At 67.1% G+C, this 20246-nt stretch carries 12 protein-coding genes and 1 pseudogene; 8 read left to right on the top strand and 5 right to left on the bottom strand.

What is annotated here, in order from left to right; all coding sequences use genetic code 11:
• The first annotated feature begins 116 nt into the window (after positions 1 to 116).
• From AB0B25_RS09725 to AB0B25_RS09705, 5 genes and pseudogenes are all read left to right on the top strand, one after another.
• Complete coding sequence (locus tag AB0B25_RS09725) at positions 117 to 875, top strand: alpha/beta fold hydrolase (protein WP_357176821.1); 759 nt, start codon at positions 117 to 119, stop codon at positions 873 to 875.
• A 15-nt stretch (positions 876 to 890) separates the two neighbouring features.
• Entirely contained in the window at positions 891 to 2213 is a 1323-nt protein-coding gene (locus AB0B25_RS09720) for a polyketide synthase (protein ID WP_357176820.1), read from the top strand.
• Positions 2214 to 2247: 34 nt separating this feature from the next.
• Positions 2248 to 5328: pseudogene (nbtC, locus tag AB0B25_RS09715) on the top strand (nocobactin polyketide synthase NbtC); the annotation flags it as partial.
• Positions 5329 to 5541: 213 nt separating this feature from the next.
• The gene (locus AB0B25_RS09710) at positions 5542 to 6549 is read left to right on the top strand and encodes a class I SAM-dependent methyltransferase (protein ID WP_357176918.1); all 1008 of its coding nucleotides are present in this window, start codon (positions 5542 to 5544) and stop codon (positions 6547 to 6549) included.
• A 40-nt stretch (positions 6550 to 6589) separates the two neighbouring features.
• Positions 6590 to 10087 (top strand): amino acid adenylation domain-containing protein, encoded by a 3498-nt coding sequence (locus tag AB0B25_RS09705; protein ID WP_357176819.1) that lies wholly within the window; start codon positions 6590 to 6592, stop codon positions 10085 to 10087.
• Positions 10088 to 10244: 157 nt separating this feature from the next.
• On the opposite strand, the gene AB0B25_RS09700 is transcribed toward AB0B25_RS09705, so the two are convergent.
• Positions 10245 to 11624 (bottom strand): SagB family peptide dehydrogenase, encoded by a 1380-nt coding sequence (locus AB0B25_RS09700; RefSeq protein WP_357176818.1) that lies wholly within the window; start codon positions 11622 to 11624, stop codon positions 10245 to 10247.
• A 45-nt stretch (positions 11625 to 11669) separates the two neighbouring features.
• Positions 11670 to 12650, bottom strand: coding sequence for an ABC transporter substrate-binding protein (locus tag AB0B25_RS09695; RefSeq protein ID WP_357176817.1), 981 nt, complete (start codon positions 12648 to 12650; stop codon positions 11670 to 11672).
• A 169-nt stretch (positions 12651 to 12819) separates the two neighbouring features.
• On the opposite strand from AB0B25_RS09695, the gene AB0B25_RS09690 reads away from it, so the two are divergent.
• A complete protein-coding gene (locus AB0B25_RS09690) occupies positions 12820 to 14607 on the top strand; it encodes an MFS transporter (protein ID WP_357176816.1) in 1788 nt (595 codons plus the stop codon).
• Positions 14608 to 14638: 31 nt separating this feature from the next.
• Here the strand turns inward: AB0B25_RS09690 and AB0B25_RS09685 are convergent, their stop codons facing one another.
• Positions 14639 to 15586 (bottom strand): ABC transporter substrate-binding protein, encoded by a 948-nt coding sequence (locus AB0B25_RS09685; RefSeq protein ID WP_357176917.1) that lies wholly within the window; start codon positions 15584 to 15586, stop codon positions 14639 to 14641.
• 142 nt (positions 15587 to 15728) lie between these two features.
• Positions 15729 to 15932 (bottom strand): hypothetical protein, encoded by a 204-nt coding sequence (locus AB0B25_RS09680; protein ID WP_357176815.1) that lies wholly within the window; start codon positions 15930 to 15932, stop codon positions 15729 to 15731.
• 37 nt (positions 15933 to 15969) lie between these two features.
• Here AB0B25_RS09680 and AB0B25_RS09675 point away from each other — a divergent pair, with 37 nt between their 5' ends.
• Both AB0B25_RS09675 and AB0B25_RS09670 read left to right on the top strand, forming a co-directional pair.
• Complete coding sequence (locus tag AB0B25_RS09675) at positions 15970 to 16632, top strand: TetR/AcrR family transcriptional regulator (RefSeq protein ID WP_357176814.1); 663 nt, start codon at positions 15970 to 15972, stop codon at positions 16630 to 16632.
• 539 nt (positions 16633 to 17171) lie between these two features.
• Entirely contained in the window at positions 17172 to 18050 is an 879-nt protein-coding gene (locus AB0B25_RS09670; protein WP_357176813.1) for a type IV toxin-antitoxin system AbiEi family antitoxin domain-containing protein, read from the top strand.
• A gap of 134 nt (positions 18051 to 18184) precedes the next feature.
• Here the strand turns inward: AB0B25_RS09670 and AB0B25_RS09665 are convergent, their stop codons facing one another.
• Complete coding sequence (locus AB0B25_RS09665; protein ID WP_357176812.1) at positions 18185 to 20233, bottom strand: M13 family metallopeptidase; 2049 nt, start codon at positions 20231 to 20233, stop codon at positions 18185 to 18187.
• Positions 20234 to 20246: the final 13 nt, after the last annotated feature.

Raw genomic sequence — 20246 nt, 5'->3', positions numbered from 1 at the left:
GTAGCCTTACCTAAGTTAGGGATGCTGATATCCGCTGCGGTGCACCACGTATCGAAGGGTCGCGATGCGCTTCCGCTGTTGATTGTCGGCGGGATTCTCGAAAGTGAGTAGCACTGATGCAGCACAAACCGGGCTGGATAAGGAAGTTCCACAAGCCGGATTCGCCCGAGCGGCTGCCGCTGCTGATCTTTCCACACGCCGGCGCCGGAGCGTCCGCGTACCGCGCGCTCTCCAAAGCGTTGAGCGAACACTACGACGTCATCGTCTTTCAATATCCCGGACGTCAAGACCGCGTGAAAGAACCGGCGCTGACCTCGCTGCAAGATATTGCTTCGGGTGCATTCGCTGAATTCCGCACATCCGAATACAACCGCGCTGCACCGATTGTCGTATTCGGGCACAGTATGGGCGCACTCGTCTCGTTCGAATTCGTCGGGCTCGCCCTCGCGGTCGGCATCGATGTCCGTCAACTGACGGTTTCGGCGGCGGTGGCACCGTCGCGCGGCGAATATCGCAAGCCGACACCGGAGGACGACGACGAGCTGCTCGACCACCTCATCATGCTCGAGGGAATCAGTTCCGATGTGCTCGCCAGCCGAGAGATCATGCGGCTGTCGCTGCCTGCCATCAAGGCGGATCACAAGGCCTCCGAGGCATACCGGTGCGCGCGGACGGCGCGGGTCGCCACCAGAATTCACGCGATCGGCGGAGATCGGGACCCGATCGTCTCGATGGCGGATCTGCACGGCTGGCATCAGCACGGCGACGACGTCGAGGTCACGCTGTTCGAGGGCGGACATTTCTATCTGCACCAGCACATCGATGCCATCGCGGAATTGCTCGCCGAACAGGCGCATCCCGCACCGGCGGCATGAAATAAAGGATCAGCGGTGACATCAGCAACGGCGCAGGACGTCGATCACATCGTCATTTCCGGAATGGCTGTCGAGGCTCCGGGGGGAATCGACAGTCCCGGATCGTTCTGGTCCGCGCTCGAGACGGCGAAGGAGTTGGTCGGATCTTTTCCGCGCGACCGCGGCTGGCCGATCGAAGAACTGCTGTCGGTATCCGAGATCGAAGGCTGGACCAAGGTTTGCGATGCGGGTGGATTCCTCGATGACGCCGCCGAATTCGACCCTGCTTTCTTCGGAATAGGTCAGCGCGACGCGCTCGTGACGGATCCGCAGCAGCGGGTCGCGCTGCGCGTCGCCTGGCGGGCGCTGGAGAATGCGGGAGTGAATCCGGGCGCGCTCGCGGGCGAGGACGCCGGATGCTTCATCGGATGTTCGCCGATGGAATACGGTCCGGCGGGCGCGGAAGTCAATGAATACAGCGGGTTTCGGACCATCGGCGCGGGATTGTTGAGCGCCGCGGCGCGCGTGTCGCACTGCCTCGGGCTGATCGGCCCGTCGATGGCCGTCGATGCCGCCTGCGCCTCCTCCCTGACCGCGGTTCATCTCGCCGCCGCCGCCGTGCGCGACCGGGATTGCGAATGGGCGCTCGCCGGTGCGGTCTGCGTCATGGGATCGCCCGGGGCGTTCTTCGAATTCTCCAAGCTCAACGCGCTCTCGACCGACGGTCACTGCCGGTCCTACGCCGACGACGCCACCGGCACACTGTGGGGCGAGGGCGCGGGCATCGTCATCGTCGAGCGCGAGTCGCGCGCCCGACGACTCGGGCACCGGATCTACGGCCGACTGCTCGGCTCCCACCACAACCACAACGGCAAGGGCAAACCGATCCTGGTGCCGCGCACCGATGCTCAGGAGCGGCTGATCCGCAAGACCATCGCGAAGGCCGGTATCGATCCGGCCGACGTCGGCATGATCGAAGGACACGGCACCGCCACCCGCGCGGGCGATCCGGTCGAACTGATCGCACTGCAGAACACCTACGGCGCCGCGGGTTCGGGCCCCCTGCTCGGTTCGGTGAAATCCAACGCCGGTCACGCGCAAGCCGCCGCGGGAATGCTCGGCCTGGTCAAGCTGCTCCTCGCGGGCAGGTACGGACAGATTCCCCCGACCTTGTTCGCCGACAAGCCGACCACCCGCGTTGATTGGGACCGGTCGAGTCTGCGACTGGCCACGGAACTGCAACCTTGGGATGCGAAGGACGGCGTCCGCTACGGCGCGGTGTCCTCGTTCGGTGCGGGGGGATCCAACGCGCACGCGATCATCGCGATGCCCGTTCGTGAGGAGAGCGACGATTTCTAGCTATCGACTGCCCGACGGCTCCATTCCGGTTCTCCTGTCGGCGGATAACCCCGTAACGCTGCGTGCGGAGGCAGCGGCCATCCTCTCCTACGTCAAGGATCGCCCCGCCGTTCCCGCGGACCGGGTGGCGGAGATGCTGTTTCGCACGCGGGTCGCCCGGCGGCACCGCGCCCTGCTGATGGTGACCGGTCGCGACGATCTCGACGCGGCACTGACCGCGGTGCGCGACGGATCCGACCACCCGGCGGTGATCGGCACCGGCGAACCCGCCGCGGCCCGTCGGCTCGCCTTCGTGCTGCCCGGCCAGGGCAGTCAGCGACCTGGCATGGGAAAGCTTTTCTATGATCGGGTGGCGTCGTTCCGCGCCGAGGTCGATCGCTGCGACGCGATCTTCCATGACCTGTTCGGCGAATCCCCGCTGTCCTATCTGCTCGACGCCGAAGCCGAGGCGGACGAGGCCAGAATCGTCCAGCCGGCGCTGTTCATGCAGATGGTCGGACTCGGCGCCATGTGGCGTTCGGTCGGGATCGAGGCCGCTGCCACCGTCGGCCACAGTCAGGGCGAGATCGCCGCGGCCTACCTGTCCGGAGCGATGACCCTCGCCGATGCGATCGTCGTCGTGGGCACCCGAGCGCGTGCGGTCGACAAGATCGCCTCCGATCGATACGCCATGGCTGTCGTCGCCGCAGACCGGGACGAGTGTGAAGTATTGCTGGCGCGTCAGTCCGGCTGGGCCCAGGTGTCGGTGGTGAATTCGCCGCGCATGGTGGGGATTTCGGGCGAGCGGGAGACGGTGCAGGCGGTCGTGGACGCGCTTGCCGCGCGTGGGCGGTTCGCGCGCGTTATCCGGGTGCGCTATCCGGCGCACACCAGTCTGCTCAACGAGTTCCGCGACGTGATTCGCGACACCGTGCACGACAGGCTGGACCACACCCACTTCCTCGACGCCGAGATCGACTGCATCGGAGCTACCCTCGGCGAAGCGATCACGCCGGACCTTCCGGTGGACGAGTACTGGTTCTGGAATCTGCGTAACCCCGTGCGATTCGACCGCGCGATCGCCACCGCGGTCGCGCGCGAGGTCGACACCTTTGTCGAACTCGCCGAACATCCGACAGTGCAGTTGGCCGTCGAGGAGAGCTTGGCCGAGTTCGCGGCCGAGCGCGCCACCACGGTGCGTGGTACGTCGAGCCGGACGGCGACCGACCTCTCCGAATTCACCAGAAATCTGGCGGTCCTCGCGGTCAACGACCTGAATTACCGGTGGGAGAGCCTACGCGTCGATTCCGATGCGCCCGTTCGGCTGCCGCTGTCGGACTTCCCGAATGTGCGGATGAACGAGATGGCGCTGTGGCTTCCCTATGACGCCACCATCGGGCACGCCAGACCCGGCGCCCCGGCGGCGGTGCGTCCGCAGGCTACGCCCGCGCGCACAGAGCCCGCAGCGGTGGCCACGCCCGCGCCGAAACCGCAACTGCTCGTGGAAGAGTGGGTGCGGCTCGTCCGCCGTTCGATGACCGCCCCGCGCGCGCTCGGCATCATCGATCACACCGGCCGCTGCGCCGACCTCGCGGCCGCACTGGTCGATTACACGGCGAATCAGGGACTGGGCGGGCGACTGCTCGACATCGAAACGGGCAGCGCCGACGGCGATATCGACACCCTCGTGGTGTTGCTGCCCGCCCTGCCCGATCTGGACGGTGCCGCCGCCGTCGCGCAGGTCGCGGAGTTCCTCGGCGCACGGCGCTGGTGGTCCGCGCCCGATGCGGGAGTGACCGAATACTGGCTGATCACCATCGGTGGCGAGGCAGTCGTCGCCGGTGATGCGCCACCGCATCCGGTACCCGCCGCCGCGAGCGGCGGATTCCGTTCGGTCGGTGCCGAGTATCCGGGGGTGGCGTTCCGACATCTGGATCTCGCTCCCGATCAGGCGACTGGGCAGGCCGTCGCCTCGATCGTCACCGCGCTGCATACGGCCGAGGAAACCGAACTCGCGCTGCGCGAGGGCAATCTGTACGCCAAGCGACTTGTCGAAGCGGACCGATCGGCGCTGCTGCGGCGGCCATCGACGCCGGAGAATGTCGTCATCACCGGTGGGACCGGCAGTCTGGGACTCGAGTTCTGCGAGCACGTCGTACGCGCCGGGGCCCGGCGGGTGACGCTGGTGAGTAGATCAGGGGAAACCGAGGCCCTCACCCGGCGACTGCGTGCCGTTCGCGCGCTCGGGTCGGCCGAGATCACGGTCGTATCCTGCGACGTCGGTGACAGTTCGGCGGTCGCGCGGGTGGCCGACCGGCTTCGGGACACGCCCACGGATCTCGTCGTCCATGCGGCGGCGGACAATGCGGTCATCGGCGAACTCACCGAGATCACCCACGGTCAGGTCGAACAGGCGCTGTCCGGGAAGGTGGTGGGTATCGCGAATATCCTCGATGCGCTCACCAAGTCCGATGATTGCGAAATCGTGCTGTGTTCCTCGCTCGCCGGCACCCTCGGCGGCCGTGGCACCGTCCTCTACGCGGCGGGGAACCGGATGGTCGACGCGATCGCCCGACGCCGTCTCGCCGACGGTCTGCGGTGTGTCTCGGTGCAGTGGGGCCAGTGGGCCGTCTTCGAAGGCAGGGGCGCCGCCGACCTCGCGAATCTGGCCGAGGTCGGCTACCTTCCGATGGCTTCGCGGGACGCGATCGCGCTCGGCCTCGGTGGTCTGCGCGGCAACGCGGTGGTCGCCGCTTTCGACTGGGATCGTGGGCGCACCGTGCTCGGCGCGTTCGGCTACGGCCCGGTCCTGTCCGAGCTGAAAACACCGGTGGCCGTCCCCGCACCGATCGTGGGTGCGGCCTCCGTCGTCGATGGTGCGGAGCTGACTCGTGCGGCGGTGGTGGTCGCTGATCTGCCGGGTCGCATGGTGCGGCTGCTCGCCGAGATCATCGGCGCGGACGACGTCGACACGATCGACAGCACCAAGCCGTTGGTCGCCCTCGGCCTGGATTCGCTGCAGGCACTGGAACTGCGCCGGCGCGTCCAGAGCGAATTCCGCGCCGACGTGCCGGTGGCCGATCTCATCGGCGGCGCCTCGCTCGACGACGTCATCAGGCTTGTCGGCGCCGAAACCGGTGGTGCGGCGACGCAGTCCACCATCACCGAGATCGCGCGACCGACGCGGTCGGCGCCGGTGGTGCACAGTCTGCCCCCCGGAGTGGCGGCGACCGTCGCGCAGCGGGTCACCAGGGCGAGAGAGGCTGCGCAGCACGCCGTTGCCAGCGACTTCGACGCCGACCGATTCCGTTCCGCGCGCGCCGATATCGATCTCTTCGGACTGCGCGCCATGCTGGCCGCGCTACAACCGGCGTTGTCCGACACTGAGGTTCGCGGCGTGGACGATATCGCGGCGCGCCTGCGATTCGCGCCGCGGCATCGGTGGTTGCTGCGGCAATGGTTGCAGGCACTCGCCGCGAGCGGTTGCGTCGAGGGCGAGGTGGATCGCGGCTATCGGTACGTGCGCCCGGTCCCGGCCCCGACCAGGCCGAACCTGGTCGACGTCTGTGCGGATCTGGGCTATTCGCGTCCGCTCGCGACCTTCCTGCAGGCCTGCGGCGACCGCCTGACCGAACTCGCCCAGGACCGCATCCGCGTACAGGAGTTGCTGTTCCCCAATGGGGATATGGCCACGGCCGAGGCCGCGTATCGGGACAATTTGAGCAGCCGCTACCTCAATCTCGCTGCGGGCAGAGCGGTCGCCGATCTGGTCGACGGCCTGCGCGGTGACCGGTCGCCGGTGCGTGTGCTGGAACTGGGTGCCGGAATCGGCGGCACCACCGACGATGTCACGGCGGCGCTGGCCGGACTGCCGGTGGAATATCACTTCACCGACGTGTCCACCTTCTTCCTCGACGCCGCGAAGCGGCGGTTCGCCGACTATCCGTGGATGCGGTACGGAATCGTCGATATGAACGCGGATCTGGGGAATCAACCGCGTTACGACATCGTCATCGCCGCCAATGTGCTGCACAACGCCTATGACATCGCGGTGACCCTCGGGCAGCTGCACGCTCTGCTGAACCCCGGCGGGGCGGTGGTGATCATCGAGACCTGCCACGCGCACTGTGCGCAACTGACCTCCGTGCACTTCCTGATGTCGCCGCGCGAGGATCAGCCGCACGCCGGTCTGACCGATGTGCGGGCGGGCACCGACCGGATCTTCCTGACCGAGAGCGAATGGCGGGATCAACTGCGCGCTGCGGGTCTGACACCCGAACTGGTCCTGCCCGCGGGCGACCATCCGGTCGCCGGGCTCGACCAGCGAGTATTCATCGCCGTGCGCGGCCAGGGGTAACGGACCGATCATGTCGGATCAGGCAAGGAGTGACAGCGGAATGGCGTCGGCGCAGCAGCCGGGTGACGGCCGGGTCGGCATCACCCGAGAAGAGATCAGGACCGCGGTGGCCGGCCAGCTCGGTATCGCCGCGGGCGAGGTCGGCGATAGCGACGATCTCATCCAGTTGGGTCTGGACTCGATTCGCACGATGAAACTGGCCGGTGGCTGGCGCAAACGCGGCGTCGATATCAATTTCGCCCAGCTCGCGGCCAGCCCGACGGTGGATTCGTGGCACGGTCTGCTCGGCGCTGAGGAAGACCGACCCCAGCCGGAGCCGGTCGAACCGGCCCGTGCCGAGCCGAATGCCGACGACGCGCCGTTTCCACTCGCCACCATGCAGCACGCCTACTGGATCGGCCGCTCCGACGAGCAGGAACTCGGCGGCGTCGCCGCCCACCTCTACGTCGAATTCGATGGTGGCCGAATCGAACCCGGGCGACTCGAACGCGCGGTGACCCAACTGGTGGCCGCCCATCCGATGCTGCGCACTCGATTCCTGCCCGACGGCACCCAGCAGACCATGCCCGAACCCGGCAGGCCGGTCTTCGCCGTGGTCGATCTGCGGTCGCACGAGCCGACCGCGGCCGATGCCGCGCTGGCCGAACTGCGCGACCGCAAGACCCATCAACGCCTGGCCATCGAAGTGGGGCAGGTCATCGACGTCACGCTCACGCTGCGCGACGAGAACAGCACCCGCCTGCATCTCGACGTCGACATGCTGGCCGGTGACGCGATGAGCTACCGGGCGCTGATCGCCGAACTCGCCGAGCTCTACCACGGGGCGACCGTGTCCGCCCCCGCATACACCTATCGGCAATACCGGACCGAGCGTCGAGCAGACACCGGTGCCCGTGAGCGTGACCGGTGGTGGTGGCAGCAGCGATTGCCCGAACTGCCCGGAGCGCCGGAACTCCCGACCGTCCCGGTCGGTGAGCGCAGCGCACCACACCGCACCGTGCGTTACGACCACTGGCTGGCGCCGGAGGCCAAACAGCGGCTGCTCGCCGCGGCCCATCAGCGCGGCATCACGCCGGCCATGGCGCTGGCGGCGGTGTTCGCCGAAACCATCGGGGGCTGGTCGGCGCAGAGCCGGTTCCTGCTGAACGTTCCGCTGTTCCATCGTGAACCGGTCCATCCCGACATCGATCGGGTGATCGGCGATTTCACCTCCTCGATCATGCTCGAGGTGGACGTCACCGAAGACATGTCGGTGGCCGATCGGGCCCGCGCCCTGCAGCGCGGGATGCACGAGAGTGGCGCGCACACCGCCTATTCCGGACTCGAGGTGCTGCGCGACTTGGGGAGGCATCGCGGTGAGCCGGTGCTCGCTCCGGTGGTCTATACCAGTGCGCTGAACCTGGGCGAGTTGTTCGCCGACCGGGTCACCGAAACTTTCGGCGAGCCGGTGTGGATCATCTCCCAGGGCCCGCAGGTGCTGCTGGACGCGCAGGTCACCGAGGTGCGCGGCGGACTGCTGCTGAACTGGGACGTGCGTGCGTCGGCATTTCCCGCGGGCATGATCGACGCCATGTTCGCCCACTACACCCAGGCGATCGGTCGCCTCGGTGACGGCGACGCCGGCTGGAACGCCGCGGCGGCCGTGCGGCTGCCGCTCGCGCAGGCCGAGGTGCGCACGGCGGTCAACGCCACCGACGGACCGGTCACCGGTCGCTGCCTACACCAGGGATTCTTCGACCACGCCGCCGCGAATCCCACGGCGCCCGCCGTGGTGTGGGGACGCGACATGGCCGCGGGGGTATGGAGTTACGGCGAACTCGCGGCACGCGCGCTCGCCGTCGCCGGTGCGCTGCGGCATGACGGGGTGCGGCCCGGTGACGCCGTGGCGGTCCAGCTGCCCAAGGGGCCGGACCAGATCCTCGCCGTACTCGGTGTACTCGCCGCGGGCGCGACCTACGTGCCCATCGGATTCGATCAGCCGGTCGGCAGGCGAGCCGAGATCCTGCGCACCGGCGCGATAGTGGCGGCGGTGACCGTTCCCGGCGCGGATATGGGCGTGCCGATCCCGTGCATTTCCATCGATGTGGCGCGGGCGCATCCGAGCCCGCTGGCCGCACCGATCATTCCCGACACGTCGGCTATCGCCTATGTCCTTTTCACCTCTGGTTCGACTGGCGTGCCCAAAGGCGTCGACGTGCCGCACCGTGGTGCGATGAACACCATCGATGCGGTGAACGAGTGGTTCGAGGTCGGCAGTGCCGATCGCGTACTGGCGTTGTCCGCTGTGGAGTTCGACCTTTCGGTCTACGACATCTTCGGCATGTTCTCCGTCGGCGGCTCGGTGGTCGCGGTCGACGCCGAACAGCGCGCAGAAGCCACGACCTGGGTGGAGCTGCTTCGCCATCATCGGGTTTCGATCCTGAACTGTGTACCGAGCATGCTCGACATTATTCTGGAGATCGGCGGCGATCGACTGGGCGATTCGCTGCGCGCGGTCGCCCTCGGAGGCGACTGGGTCGGCGCGGATCTGGCGCGCAGGCTGGCCGCACAGGTGCCCGGCTGCCGTTTCTCCGGATTGGGCGGAGCGACCGAGGCCGCCATCCACAGCACCATCTGCGAAGTGGTAGGCGAGCCGCCTGCGGAGTGGGCGACTGTGCCGTTCGGTGTTCCGCTGCGCAATGTTCGCTGCCGAGTGGTCTCCTCGGCCGGTCGGGACTGTCCCGACTGGGTGCCCGGTGAACTCTGGGTCGGCGGTGCCGGTGTCGCCGCGGGCTATCGAAACGACCCGGAGCGTACGGCTGAGCGATTCGTGGAATATGAGGGCATCCGGTGGTACAAGACAGGCGATATGGCTCGGTTCTGGCCCGACGGTACCGTCGAATTCCTCGGTCGCGCCGACCATCAGGTGCAGATCAGGGGCTACCGAGTCGAACTCGGCGAGGTGGAGAGCGCGTTGCGCACGGTACCCGGCGTGCGGCATGCCGTCGCGGCGGTCGTCCGCGCCGGCGCCGCTGAACTGGTGGCGGCAATCGCGGGTGATCGGGGTGATATCGGCGATATCACGGCCGTGGTCGCTGATCTGTTGCCCAGCTACATGATTCCGGGCCGGATCGAATTCCTCGAGCGGATGCCGCTGACCGACAACGGCAAACTGGACCGGCGGGCCGTCGTCGCGCTGCTCGAACCGGGCCCGGGAGAGGCCGAGAACAGCGCACCGCGCAACGACGTCGAGGCCGCACTCGCCGATATCGTGGCCGGGGTGCTCGGAGTGGCCGCCGTCGGTGTGCACGACGATTTCTTCGGTCTCGGTGGCGATTCCGTGCTGGCAACCACCGTCATCGCGCGGGTCCGGGAATGGCTGGAGGCCGACCACGCGCTGGTGGCGGACATTTTCGCGACGCGAACCGTCGCGGGTTTGGCCGAGCGGCTGGGCCGGCGGGAAGCCGAGCGTGGCGCACCGGAGCGGTTGTCGGCGGTCGCGCGCCTCTATCTCGAGGTCGCGGCGATGAGCGACGAGGAGATCCTGGCCGAGGCGTGAGGGCAGGGCCGGCGGTATCGCTCGGGCCGGTGGTCGGTGCCGCTGTCCTCCGTCGGAGCCACCGTCAGCCGCGAGCGGGGACGCGCTACCTGCTGGCGATGGCGGCTCCGTGGCCGGACGCGCCGCGACCCGCTGCTCCGCTCAGGCTCGCGCCAGTTCAGCGCCGCGCAGGCGAACCGATGATCATGCCGCCGACAGCGCACGCCTCGGGTTCGTCGACACCGGCGGCAGTCGCAAAGGGCGCTGTGTCGGGGTACGTCTGGGCGCACGCGCCCAGGCCCATCGCGGTCGCCGCCAGGTAGATCGTCTGCATCAGGACGCCGACGTGCTCGCGGATGGCGGCGTAGCCGGCCTGCTCGGAGGTCCCCATCACCCGACCCGCGCGAGCTGCCATGACCAGCAGTACCTGGGGCTCGGCTCCCTCTGGCAGCGTCGACGATGTCGGCTGCGACACCTCCGTCACCACTGGCGAATCCGCGTCGACGACGGGGCGCAGTACGTGCTCGAACGAGTCGTAGTGGTACATGCCCGGCGACAGTCCTCCGACCTTGCGCACCACCGGATAGAGCTCGAGTTCGTACCCGCTGCCGCACGACGGGTAGGGACGCGAGTCGAACTCCTCGCCCCTGTCCGACAGTCGCGTGCCACGGGATCGCGCTGTGCGATACAGCAATTCCGCCAGCTGGTCGAGCGTGATCGGATGCGCGTCGTCGAAACTCCGGGTCGACACCCGGTCCTCCAGGACGGCCGTCAGGGTGGGGTCTTCGGCCCGCTTGGCAGACAGGTCGGGAACGTGTAGGTCGATCGCGTCGCCCGGGTGACTTGCGTTCCGTGCGGGCAGCTGCGGGAATCGCCGTTTCGCCTCCGTGGTCGGATCGAAGTGGTTGTGGGTGAGGGTGTGCGCGCCGAGGGCGCTGCGGCGGTGGAACCACAGCTCGGGCAGACTTCCACCGCGCGTGGTGCTTTCGCGGTCCTCCGCGTCCGCGTCCGGCACCAGGAATCCGCACCAGTGCAGGTCGTCGGTGAACTGTGACTTGACGTCGATCGGCAGGTCGACGTCGGCCGCGCCGAGCCCGTCGAGCAACGCCAGCAGGCGCGGATCGTGGATGCGCAGATCGCACCACGCTCGCGGGTGCTGGAGCACGAATCCTTCCGAGTCACGGTGCAGCACGGCGAATTTCGACAGGGTCGCCGACCAGGGGAGCGGGGCGTCCGGTCGCGGGGCGGGCGGCCCGAACGGGCGGAGGGTGTAGAGGTCGCGTCCGCGGTCGCGGACCGTGACCGACAGCCAGCCGCCGTCGGCGAGCCGGCCCATCAGTTCGGCGACATCGTCGCCGCCCGCGGCAGCCGACAGCTCCGACACGGTCGCGGGTCCCTGGTTCAGCGTGGCCAGCGCGTGCAGCTGACCGGCGTCCAGGCCGGTCAGTTTCGCCTCGCGCGGCGGATCGAGCAGAATCGCGTCGGCCGGACCGGTCCGGCAGGTGATGCCGTCCCGCAACGCGAATCTGGTCTGCTGTGGATATGTGGCGGTGGGCAAGACCGCGTACCTCCGCTTGTGGGTCCGAGTCGTCGGGTGCGCCGGCTATTTCGCCGCGGCGGCGAAGACCGGCTCGAGTTTGTTCAGGATGTAGGGCACCGACAGCGCCGTCGGTTGGTTCACGGCGCTGATCTCCTGGGTGGTCAGGAACAAGACCGAGCCCTTCTTGACCGCGGGCAGATCGGCGTATCCCGGTAGCTGCCGGTACTTCTCGTCCAGGCCGGGGGCATAGCCGGCCAGTAGCAGATCGGCGGTCAACTCGTCCACTCGTTCCGGGGACAGCGCCAGTCGGCCCTGGGTGGCGGGCAGGTCGGTGAGGTTCTTCGGAATGCCGAGACCCAGGTGGGTGAACATCTTCGCCGACCCGTCGGCAGGGTCGGTCAACACCATGAGCTGTGTCGGCCCAGCCAGCCAGGTGCTGACGAACGTCTTGCCGTTCAGGCCGGGGTTCGCGGCGGCGATGGCGGCGATCTTGTCGTCCACTGCCGCGATCGCCTTGCTCGCTTCGTCCGATTTGCGCAGCACCTTGCCGAGCGCGATGACCTGGTCCTGCCACGGCGCCACCGCCGCTGTACTCAGGCCGGGCAGGGTCGGCGCGACGTGGGACAGTTCGTCGTAGGTCTTCTGGTCGGCGAGGAACGGGTCGGCCAGGATCAGATCCGGCGCCAGCGCCGCGACCTGTTCGGCGATGTTCCCGCCAGTGCTGAGCGCCTTGGCCGACTCGAGGCCCGTGGGCTGCCATGGCGGTGTGCTCTTGGAGAGCGCCGCGAGATTGTCGATGTACCCGACCGGAACGACGCCGAGCGCGAGCGTGGTGTCCAGCCACTGATTGCCGAGGGCGACGATTTTCTGCGGAGTTCCCGCGATAGTCGTCTCACCGCGAGCGTGCGTGATGGTCACCTTCTCACCGCCGGACGATGAATCGTCCTGCGGGGATCCGCACCCGGCGACGGTGAGGGCGAGCACTCCGGACACCATCATCAGCGCCGCCCGCGGCCAACTGCCGCGCATCCGCACAGATTTCATCTGCCGCACCTTCCTTCGAGCAAGTCAGCCAAGGCTAACCTACGTCGTATCGTGGCCGGTATCGTGCGCTGGAAAAGTCGACCGCGGCGCAGGTGTGAGCGACTGCATTTGATGGTTACATCCGCTAACTATATAGTTTGCGGAGGTAACTATCTGGCGAGAGGCTGTCGTGACGAACTCATCCACCGATCTCGACCCCGACGATGTCCGGACCATCCGCCGCAGGTTGCGCTACGACCGGGACCATCCGCGGTACAAATGGATCGTTCTGACCAATACCACGCTGGGCGTGCTGCTCACGGCGATCAATTCGTCGATCGTGCTGATCTCGCTGCCCGCGATCTTTCGTGGCGTCGGGCTGGACCCGCTCGAGGCGGGCAATGTCGGATACCTGCTGTGGATGCTGATGGGATACCTGTTGGCGACCGCGGTCCTGGTGGTCATGTTCGGGCGACTCGGCGACATCTTCGGGCGGGTGCGGGTCTACAACCTCGGCTTCACGGTGTTCGCGCTCTCGGCGGTCGCGCTGTCCGTCGACCCGTGCCACGGCGGTGCGGGAGCGATGTGGATCATCGCCTGGCGCGTCATCCAGGGCGTTGGCGGCGCGATGCTGACCGCCAACTCGTCGGCGATCCTCACCGACGCGTTCCCCGCGAACCAGCGCGGCACCGCGCTCGGCATCAACATGGTCGCGGCCGTGGCAGGATCATTCTTCGGGCTGCTCATCGGCGGCGTGCTGTCGGAATGGGATTGGCGCGCGGTGTTCTGGGTGAGCGTCCCGATCGGCATCCTCGGCGCGGTCTGGTCCTATCGCTCGCTGCACGAGGTCGGCATCCGGTCCGCGGGCAAGGTGGACTGGGTGGGCACCATTACCTTCGGTCTCGGCCTCACCGCGCTGCTCACGGGTATCACCTACGGCATTCAGCCCTACGGCGGGCACGCCACCGGATGGTTCAGCCCATGGGTGCTGACGTCGGTGATCGGCGGCATTGTGTTGCTCGGTGTGTTCTGCGTGGTGGAGAGCAAGATCGCCGACCCGATGTTCCACCTCGGTCTGTTCCGCAATCGCGCGTTCGGACTCGGCAATTTCGCCAACCTGATGGTCTCGATCGGCCGCGGCGGTATGCAGTTCATGCTGATCATCTGGTTACAGGGCATCTGGCTTCCGCTGCACGGGTACGACTTCGAGTCCACCCCGCTCTGGGCCGGCATTTACCTGCTTCCGCTGACCGTCGGATTCCTCGCGGCGGGGCCGGTGTCGGGCTGGCTGTCGGACCGCTATGGCTCGCGGCCGTTCACCACCGGCGGCGCGGTGCTCGCGGGCGCAACGTTCGTGCTGTTGCTGATCCTGCCGGTCGACTTCGACTACTGGCTGTTCGCGCTGGTCATCCTGCTCAACGGGATCGGCTGCGGGTTGTTCTTCTCACCGAACACCGCGGCCATCATGTCCAGCGTCCCCGCCGCCCAGCGCGGCGCGGCATCGGGTATGCGCGGCACCCTGTTCAACGGTGGCAATGCCCTGTCCATGGGCATCTTCTTCTCGCTCATGGTCGTCGGCCTCGCCGCCAGTCTGCCCACCGCACTCGACTCGGGTCTGCGGGCGCAGGGCGTTTCCGCGGGTGCGGCCGCCGAACTCGCCGGAATGCCTCCGGTGGCCAGCATGTTCGCCGCGTTCCTCGGCTTCAACCCGATTCAGGAACTGCTCGGCCCCTCGGGCGAATTGAGCAAGCCCGGCGTCAACGCCGACACGCTCACCGGCCAAGAGTTCTTCCCACACCTGCTCACCGGCCCGTTTCACGCCGGCCTGGTCGTCGTGTTCCTCTCGGCGGCCGTCATGATGTTCCTCGCCGCGGTGGCCTCCTGGTTCGCGGGCGACAAGTACGTCCTCGACGAGGAGGCCGAACTCACCGAGGCCGACGAACTCGCGCTGGACGCCACTGCGGTCCCGGTCCGGTGATCCGCCGATTCGGGTCCGAGCTTCCGGGCGCCTACCGCACCGTGGGCAGGACAGGCGTCAGTTTGTCGAGGAGGTAGCGGATCGACAGGGCGGTGGGCTGCTCGAGCGCGGCGAACTCGGTGGTGGTCAGGAACACCACGGCGCCTGCCTTCGTCGCAGGCAGATCGGCGTAACCCGGTAGCAGCCGATACTTCGCGTCGAAGCCGGGGGAGTAGCCGGCGAGAAGGACATCGGCGCCGAGTTCGTCGATACGCTCGGGTGCGAGAACGACGTGGCCTCGAGTGGCGGGCAATGCTGCCAGGTCAGCGGGTACGCGCAATCCCAGCCGAGTGAACAGCTCACCGGAGGCAGCGCTGGGTTGGGTGTGCACGATCAACTGTTCGTCACCCGCCAGCCAGGCGGCAGAGTAGGTCTTGCCGGAGAGTCGCGGGTTGGCTGCGACGGCGGTCGCGATCTTCGCATCGACAGCGGCGACGAACTGATCGGCGTCGTCCACCCTGCGCAAAAGCCTGCTCAGAGTGTTGATCCGGTCGCGCCACGACGCATCTGCACGCGGATCGACGGGCACTGTCGCCGCCACCTCGGCCAGCTCGTCGTAGGTCTTTCGGTCGGCGGACACCTCGTCCAGCAGGATCAGATCCGGGTGCAGCGCGGCGATCTGCTCGACCAGATTCCCCCTCGGGTCCAGTGGTGTCGCCGAACCCAGCGAGTCGGAAGCCCACGGCGACGGCTCGTCGGGACGCGGCATGAGCCGCCCGATCGGTGTGACACCCAGTGCCGCAATCGAATCCAGCCACCGATCGCCCAACGCGATCACCCGGTGCGGCGTGCCGGTAATGGTCGTCGTACCGAAGGCATGGCGGACGGTGACCGGCTCGTTGTGCGCCCGCGACTGTCTGGTAGGCAGCGTGCAGCCGGTTGAACCGAAGGCAAGCGCGCAGGCGAGTGCCGTGACCAGGGCCACGCGAACAGCTTTCATCGCCACCTTCCCAGTATTTCCGGCCGCACCAGGTCTCGACACGCGCCAGCCTATGCCGCCTTGTCTGTCGTGGGGCGTCGCCACGACGGCGGTATCCGCGTGGAACGGGTGCCCCTCCGCGATGCGGCGGTAGACGATGTGGTCAGGCATTTTCGGCGTCGGCGCAGTCAGAGCGTCGATATGCGACCGAGAACGGATCCACCAGCGCGAACAGTGGATCCGTGCGGATCGCGACGTTCACCACTGCGACCCCCAAGGCAACCATGAACGGCGCGCCGACCCGCGCGGTCGGACGAAAGCGCCCCGATTTCTCGGGGTTCGGGAAACGAACGGCTGGGGATCCCATGTCCACGCGCACATTCGGCGATCGGCATGATGGATTCATGCCAACCTCGTCGCCGCAGGACAAACGCACCGGAAGGCCCGCACGTATCTGCCGCTCCGAGATCGTCGCCGCCGCGCATGCGGTGATCGACGCCGAGGGCGTCGACAAGCTGACGATGCGTCGTCTGGCCGGCGAGCTCGGATGCACGCCGATGGCGCTCTACCACCATGTTCGCGACAAGGAAGACCTGCTCCGGCTGCTGCTCAACGACTACGCGGACCAGGTGGTCTGGCCGGACCTGCCGGAGGACCCGAAAGAGCGGATACTCACCACGGCGCACGCCATGTACGATGTGCTCGCCGCCCACCCGTGGATCATCGAAATACTTACCGCCGATAACCTTTTCGGCGCCTCGGCGCTCTGGGTCGGTGAGTCGATCATCGACGGTTTCGTCGCGGCCGGCCACACCGTCGACCAGGCTACCCACGCCTACCGCATCATCTGGCATTACACCGCGGGCAACTTGATCGTCCGCTACCGATCCGCGCGTCGTGCGGCCGAGAATCGCCCCGCCGTTCGCGCACAGATCTTCACCGACCTGAACCCCGACACCTTCCCTCGCCTGGCATCCCTAGGCCCCCGCTACCTCACCCTCACCACCCAGAACACCTACACCCACGGCCTCCGAGCCCTGGTAGCCGGCCTGCTCTCCACCCCATGACCGCAGTCGAACGGCGCCTCCCTGTCTGCTCCGAGCCGCCACTCGACTCCACTCGCGAAGTCGCCGTTGCTTCGAACCGCTACTTATCCCCGTGAGCGGAGTTGGTTGTCGCTTGGAGTCGCTACTTGTCCCTAGGACGGAGTCGGATGGTGTGCCTTCGCCGTTGCTTCGCGTCGCCCTTCGGCATCGTGAGTGGAGTCGGGTTGGTGTCTCCGTGGCGGCTTCGGGTCGCGACTTTTCCGTGACCGGAGTCGAGTGGTGCCTCCCTGTCTGTTCCGAGTCGCCACTCGACTCCACTCGCGGGGTTGGTTGGTGTCTCCGCTGTCGCTCCGAGCATCCATTCGATCTGTGGGCGGAGTCGGTTGTTCTGGGCCGCGATTCGCTCCGTGAGCGGAGTTGGTTGGCGCCTCTGTTGTAGGTCCGAGCCGCCATTTCACTGCGCTCGCTGATGTATCCACACCTGGCGGGTTGTGCACAGGGGGTGCGGAAGTGGCTGGTTGGGTCAGGGGTGCAGGTGGGGGAGCAATCAGGCTGGGGGGATGCGACTCGGCTTGGAGCAGGTGCGCAGTGAGCAGTTCGGTGTGTTCACTGTGCGACAGGTACTGCGGGAGTACACCCGCGCAGAGTTGCGCGCTCGGGTCGACCGCGGGGAGTGGGTGCGGGTTTTCCACGGCGTTTACCGTGCGGCGACCACCTCGCCTTCACCCGAACTGAGGGTCGAGGCCGCGCGGCTGTCGATGGGGCTCACAGTGCTGGCGGCCGCCTACAACACCGCCGCCGAGTTACACGGGTTCTCTGTTCTCGCGGATCAGCCGACCGATGTCCTCGGCATTCAAGCGACGCGATCCCATCGACTTGTCGTGCATCGCGATCGGGTCGACCCGGCGGAATTGGAGCTGGTCCGCGGCACGATGACCACACGTCCCGCCCGCACCGCGGTGGATGTCGCGCGCACTCTGACTCGAATGGACGCCCTGGCAACCTTGGATGCCGCACTCCGCGCGGGAGTCTCGTCCGCCGCGCTCACCACCGAACTCGACAAGCAAGCCGGCCGTCGCGGTCGCCGACAAGCCGGCCAGCTGATCGGCCTGGCCGACGCCCGCGCCGAGTCGCCGATGGAATCGCGCACCCGGCTGCGCTGTATCGACGCCGGCCTACCGCCCCCGGAGCCGCAAATACCCATCCAGACCCGAAACGGACTGCGCCGCATCGACTTGGGCTGGCGCCGTTGGCGAGTCGGCCTGGAATATGACAGCGCCGAATGGCATTCCGGTCAAGCCGCCACGCAACGCGACAACCCCCGTCACAACTGGCTGACCGCCGAAGGCTGGACCATCTACTACGCCACCGCAACCGACGTCTACCACCACCCGCACCACTTCACAGCACCAATCCACCGCGCGATCGCTCGAGCGTAGTGACATGGCGGTCGTACGACCCTTGCTCAGCCGCCATAGGACTGTGCTCGGCTGAGGCCTCTTGGGTGAGAAGTTGCCGGGGCCAGGTTGGAGTGCGAGGTGGCGGGTGACGCGCCCGAAATGTTGTGGGGGCTTTACAGGGTGACGCGCTGGTCGGCGGGCATGAACAATTTGTCGCCTTCTTTGAGTTCGAAGGTTTTGTAGAACTCTTCGAGGTTTCGTACTACTTGATTGCAGCGGAATTCGGCGGGGGAGTGGGTGTCGCCGGCGAGGTAGCGGATGGTGAGTTCCTCGGTCTGCTTTTCGCGCCAGCTGCGGGCCCAGGACAGAAACATCGTGCGGTAGTCGGGGTTGTCGATTCCCCGACGCTTTTCGGCGATGCGGAACGCGGCCAGGGTGATCTGGAGTCCGCGCAGGTCCGCGAGGTTTTCGCCGACCGTGAGTTGGCCGTTGACGTGCTGGCTCGGGTCGAGGCCCTCGGGCACCAGTACGTTGTATTGGTCGATGAGTTGCTTGGTTTTCGCGTCGAACGCGGCTCGGTCTTCCGGTGTCCACCAATCGCGACGGTTTCCGTCGCCGTCGTATTTGGAACCTTGGTCGTCGAAGCCGTGGCCGATCTCGTGGCCGATGGTCGACCCGACCGCACCGAAGTTGACGGCGGGCTCGGCGTCCTTGTCGAAAAACGGCGCCTGCAGGTAGGCGGCGGGGAACACGATCTGGTTGGAGGTCGCCGAGTAGTAGGCATTCACCGTCTGGGGCGACATCCCCCATTCGGACTTGTCCACCGGGGTGCCGAGGCGGGCGAACGCCCGCTTGCTCTCGAACTGGTTGATGGCGATCAGCGACTCGACCAACTTGCCCCTGGTGATCGTGAGCTTGGAATAGTCGACCCACTTGTCCGGGTAACCGATTTTGGGATCGATCTTGTCCAGTTTCGCGAGGGAGGCTGCCCTGGTCGCGGGAGACATCCACGACGAGTTGGTGAAATTCTCGCGGTAGGCGGCCAGAACGTCGTCGAGCATTTCTTTGGCGCGCTGCTTGGCCTCGGGCGGAAAGTGTTTGGCCACATAGAGTTTCCCGAGCTGCTCGCCGAGGCTGTTGTCGACCATGGAGACGCCGTACTTCCAGCGCTCCGGTCGCTCGTCTTGCCCGTTGAGCACCTTGCCGTTGAAGTCGAAATTCGCGTCGTTGACGGCCCTGGGCAGGTAGGCCGCGAACTCCCGCAGGACAGCCAACTTCAGGTAGTCACGCCAGACGGCGATATCCACTTCGGTCCACAGCTGGCCCGCCGCCGTGAGGTAGGACGGCTGATTGACCACCATCGTCTTGAACAGTTCACGCGGGCGGTCGGTGTTTCCCGTCATCCACGGGTCCCAATCGAAGCCGGGCGCGAGGGCCGTCATATCCGCCCAGCTGTAGACGTTGTACGTCGCATCGGTGTCGCGGTTGCGGACGTTGTCCCAGTGAGCGGGGGCGATCCGCTTCTCCAGATCGAACACCCGCTGGGCCATACCCGACGGATCGGTGAAACCGGCGCCGCTGGCTATGCGCTCGAGGAAGATCCGATACTGCGCGAGCACCCCGGCGTATTCCGGCTTCCGGTAGTACTGCTCGCCGAGCCCCAGCCCGGACTGGCCGACCGAGGGAATGTAGGCGTTCGAGTTCTTCCGGTCGATGCCGATGCCGATGCCGATCAGCCCGCCGATCGGCAGCTCGGCCATCACCTTGGCCAGGTCCGCCTTCGTCACCGCGCCGTCGACCTTGGCGAACAGGCCCGCCAGCGGGGTCATCCCGAGCCGTTCGATCTCATCCCAGTCGACCCGCGCGTCGTAGAGGTCCCTGATCTGCTGTTCTTCCGAGCCGGGTTTCGGATCACGAATACCGTCGATGATCGCCCGCAACTGCTGCTGCGTCCGTTCGGCCGCCTCGCTGGTCGAGCCGTAGGCGACCTTGTCCGGCGGCAACTGGTACTCCCGCAGCCACTTGCCGTTGACGTGCCGGTACAGATCGTCCTGTGGTCGGATCGTCTCGTCCGCTCCGCCCAGGTCGACCCCGATGAGCGTCTTGCTCGCCGGTGCGGCCTCGTTCGAGCAGGCGACCAGCGCCGCGGCGGCCGGAACCGCCCCGAGTGCGATCAAGAAGCCACGGCGGCCCAGCTGGACCGGACGACTGGTTGATGTCACGAGAATCCTCTCC

The organism is Nocardia sp. NPDC049190 (genome assembly GCF_040648115.1).
In the GTDB taxonomy this organism is placed as follows: Bacteria; Actinomycetota; Actinomycetes; order Mycobacteriales; family Mycobacteriaceae; genus Nocardia.
This window is presented reverse-complemented; position numbering and strand designations above follow the sequence as displayed.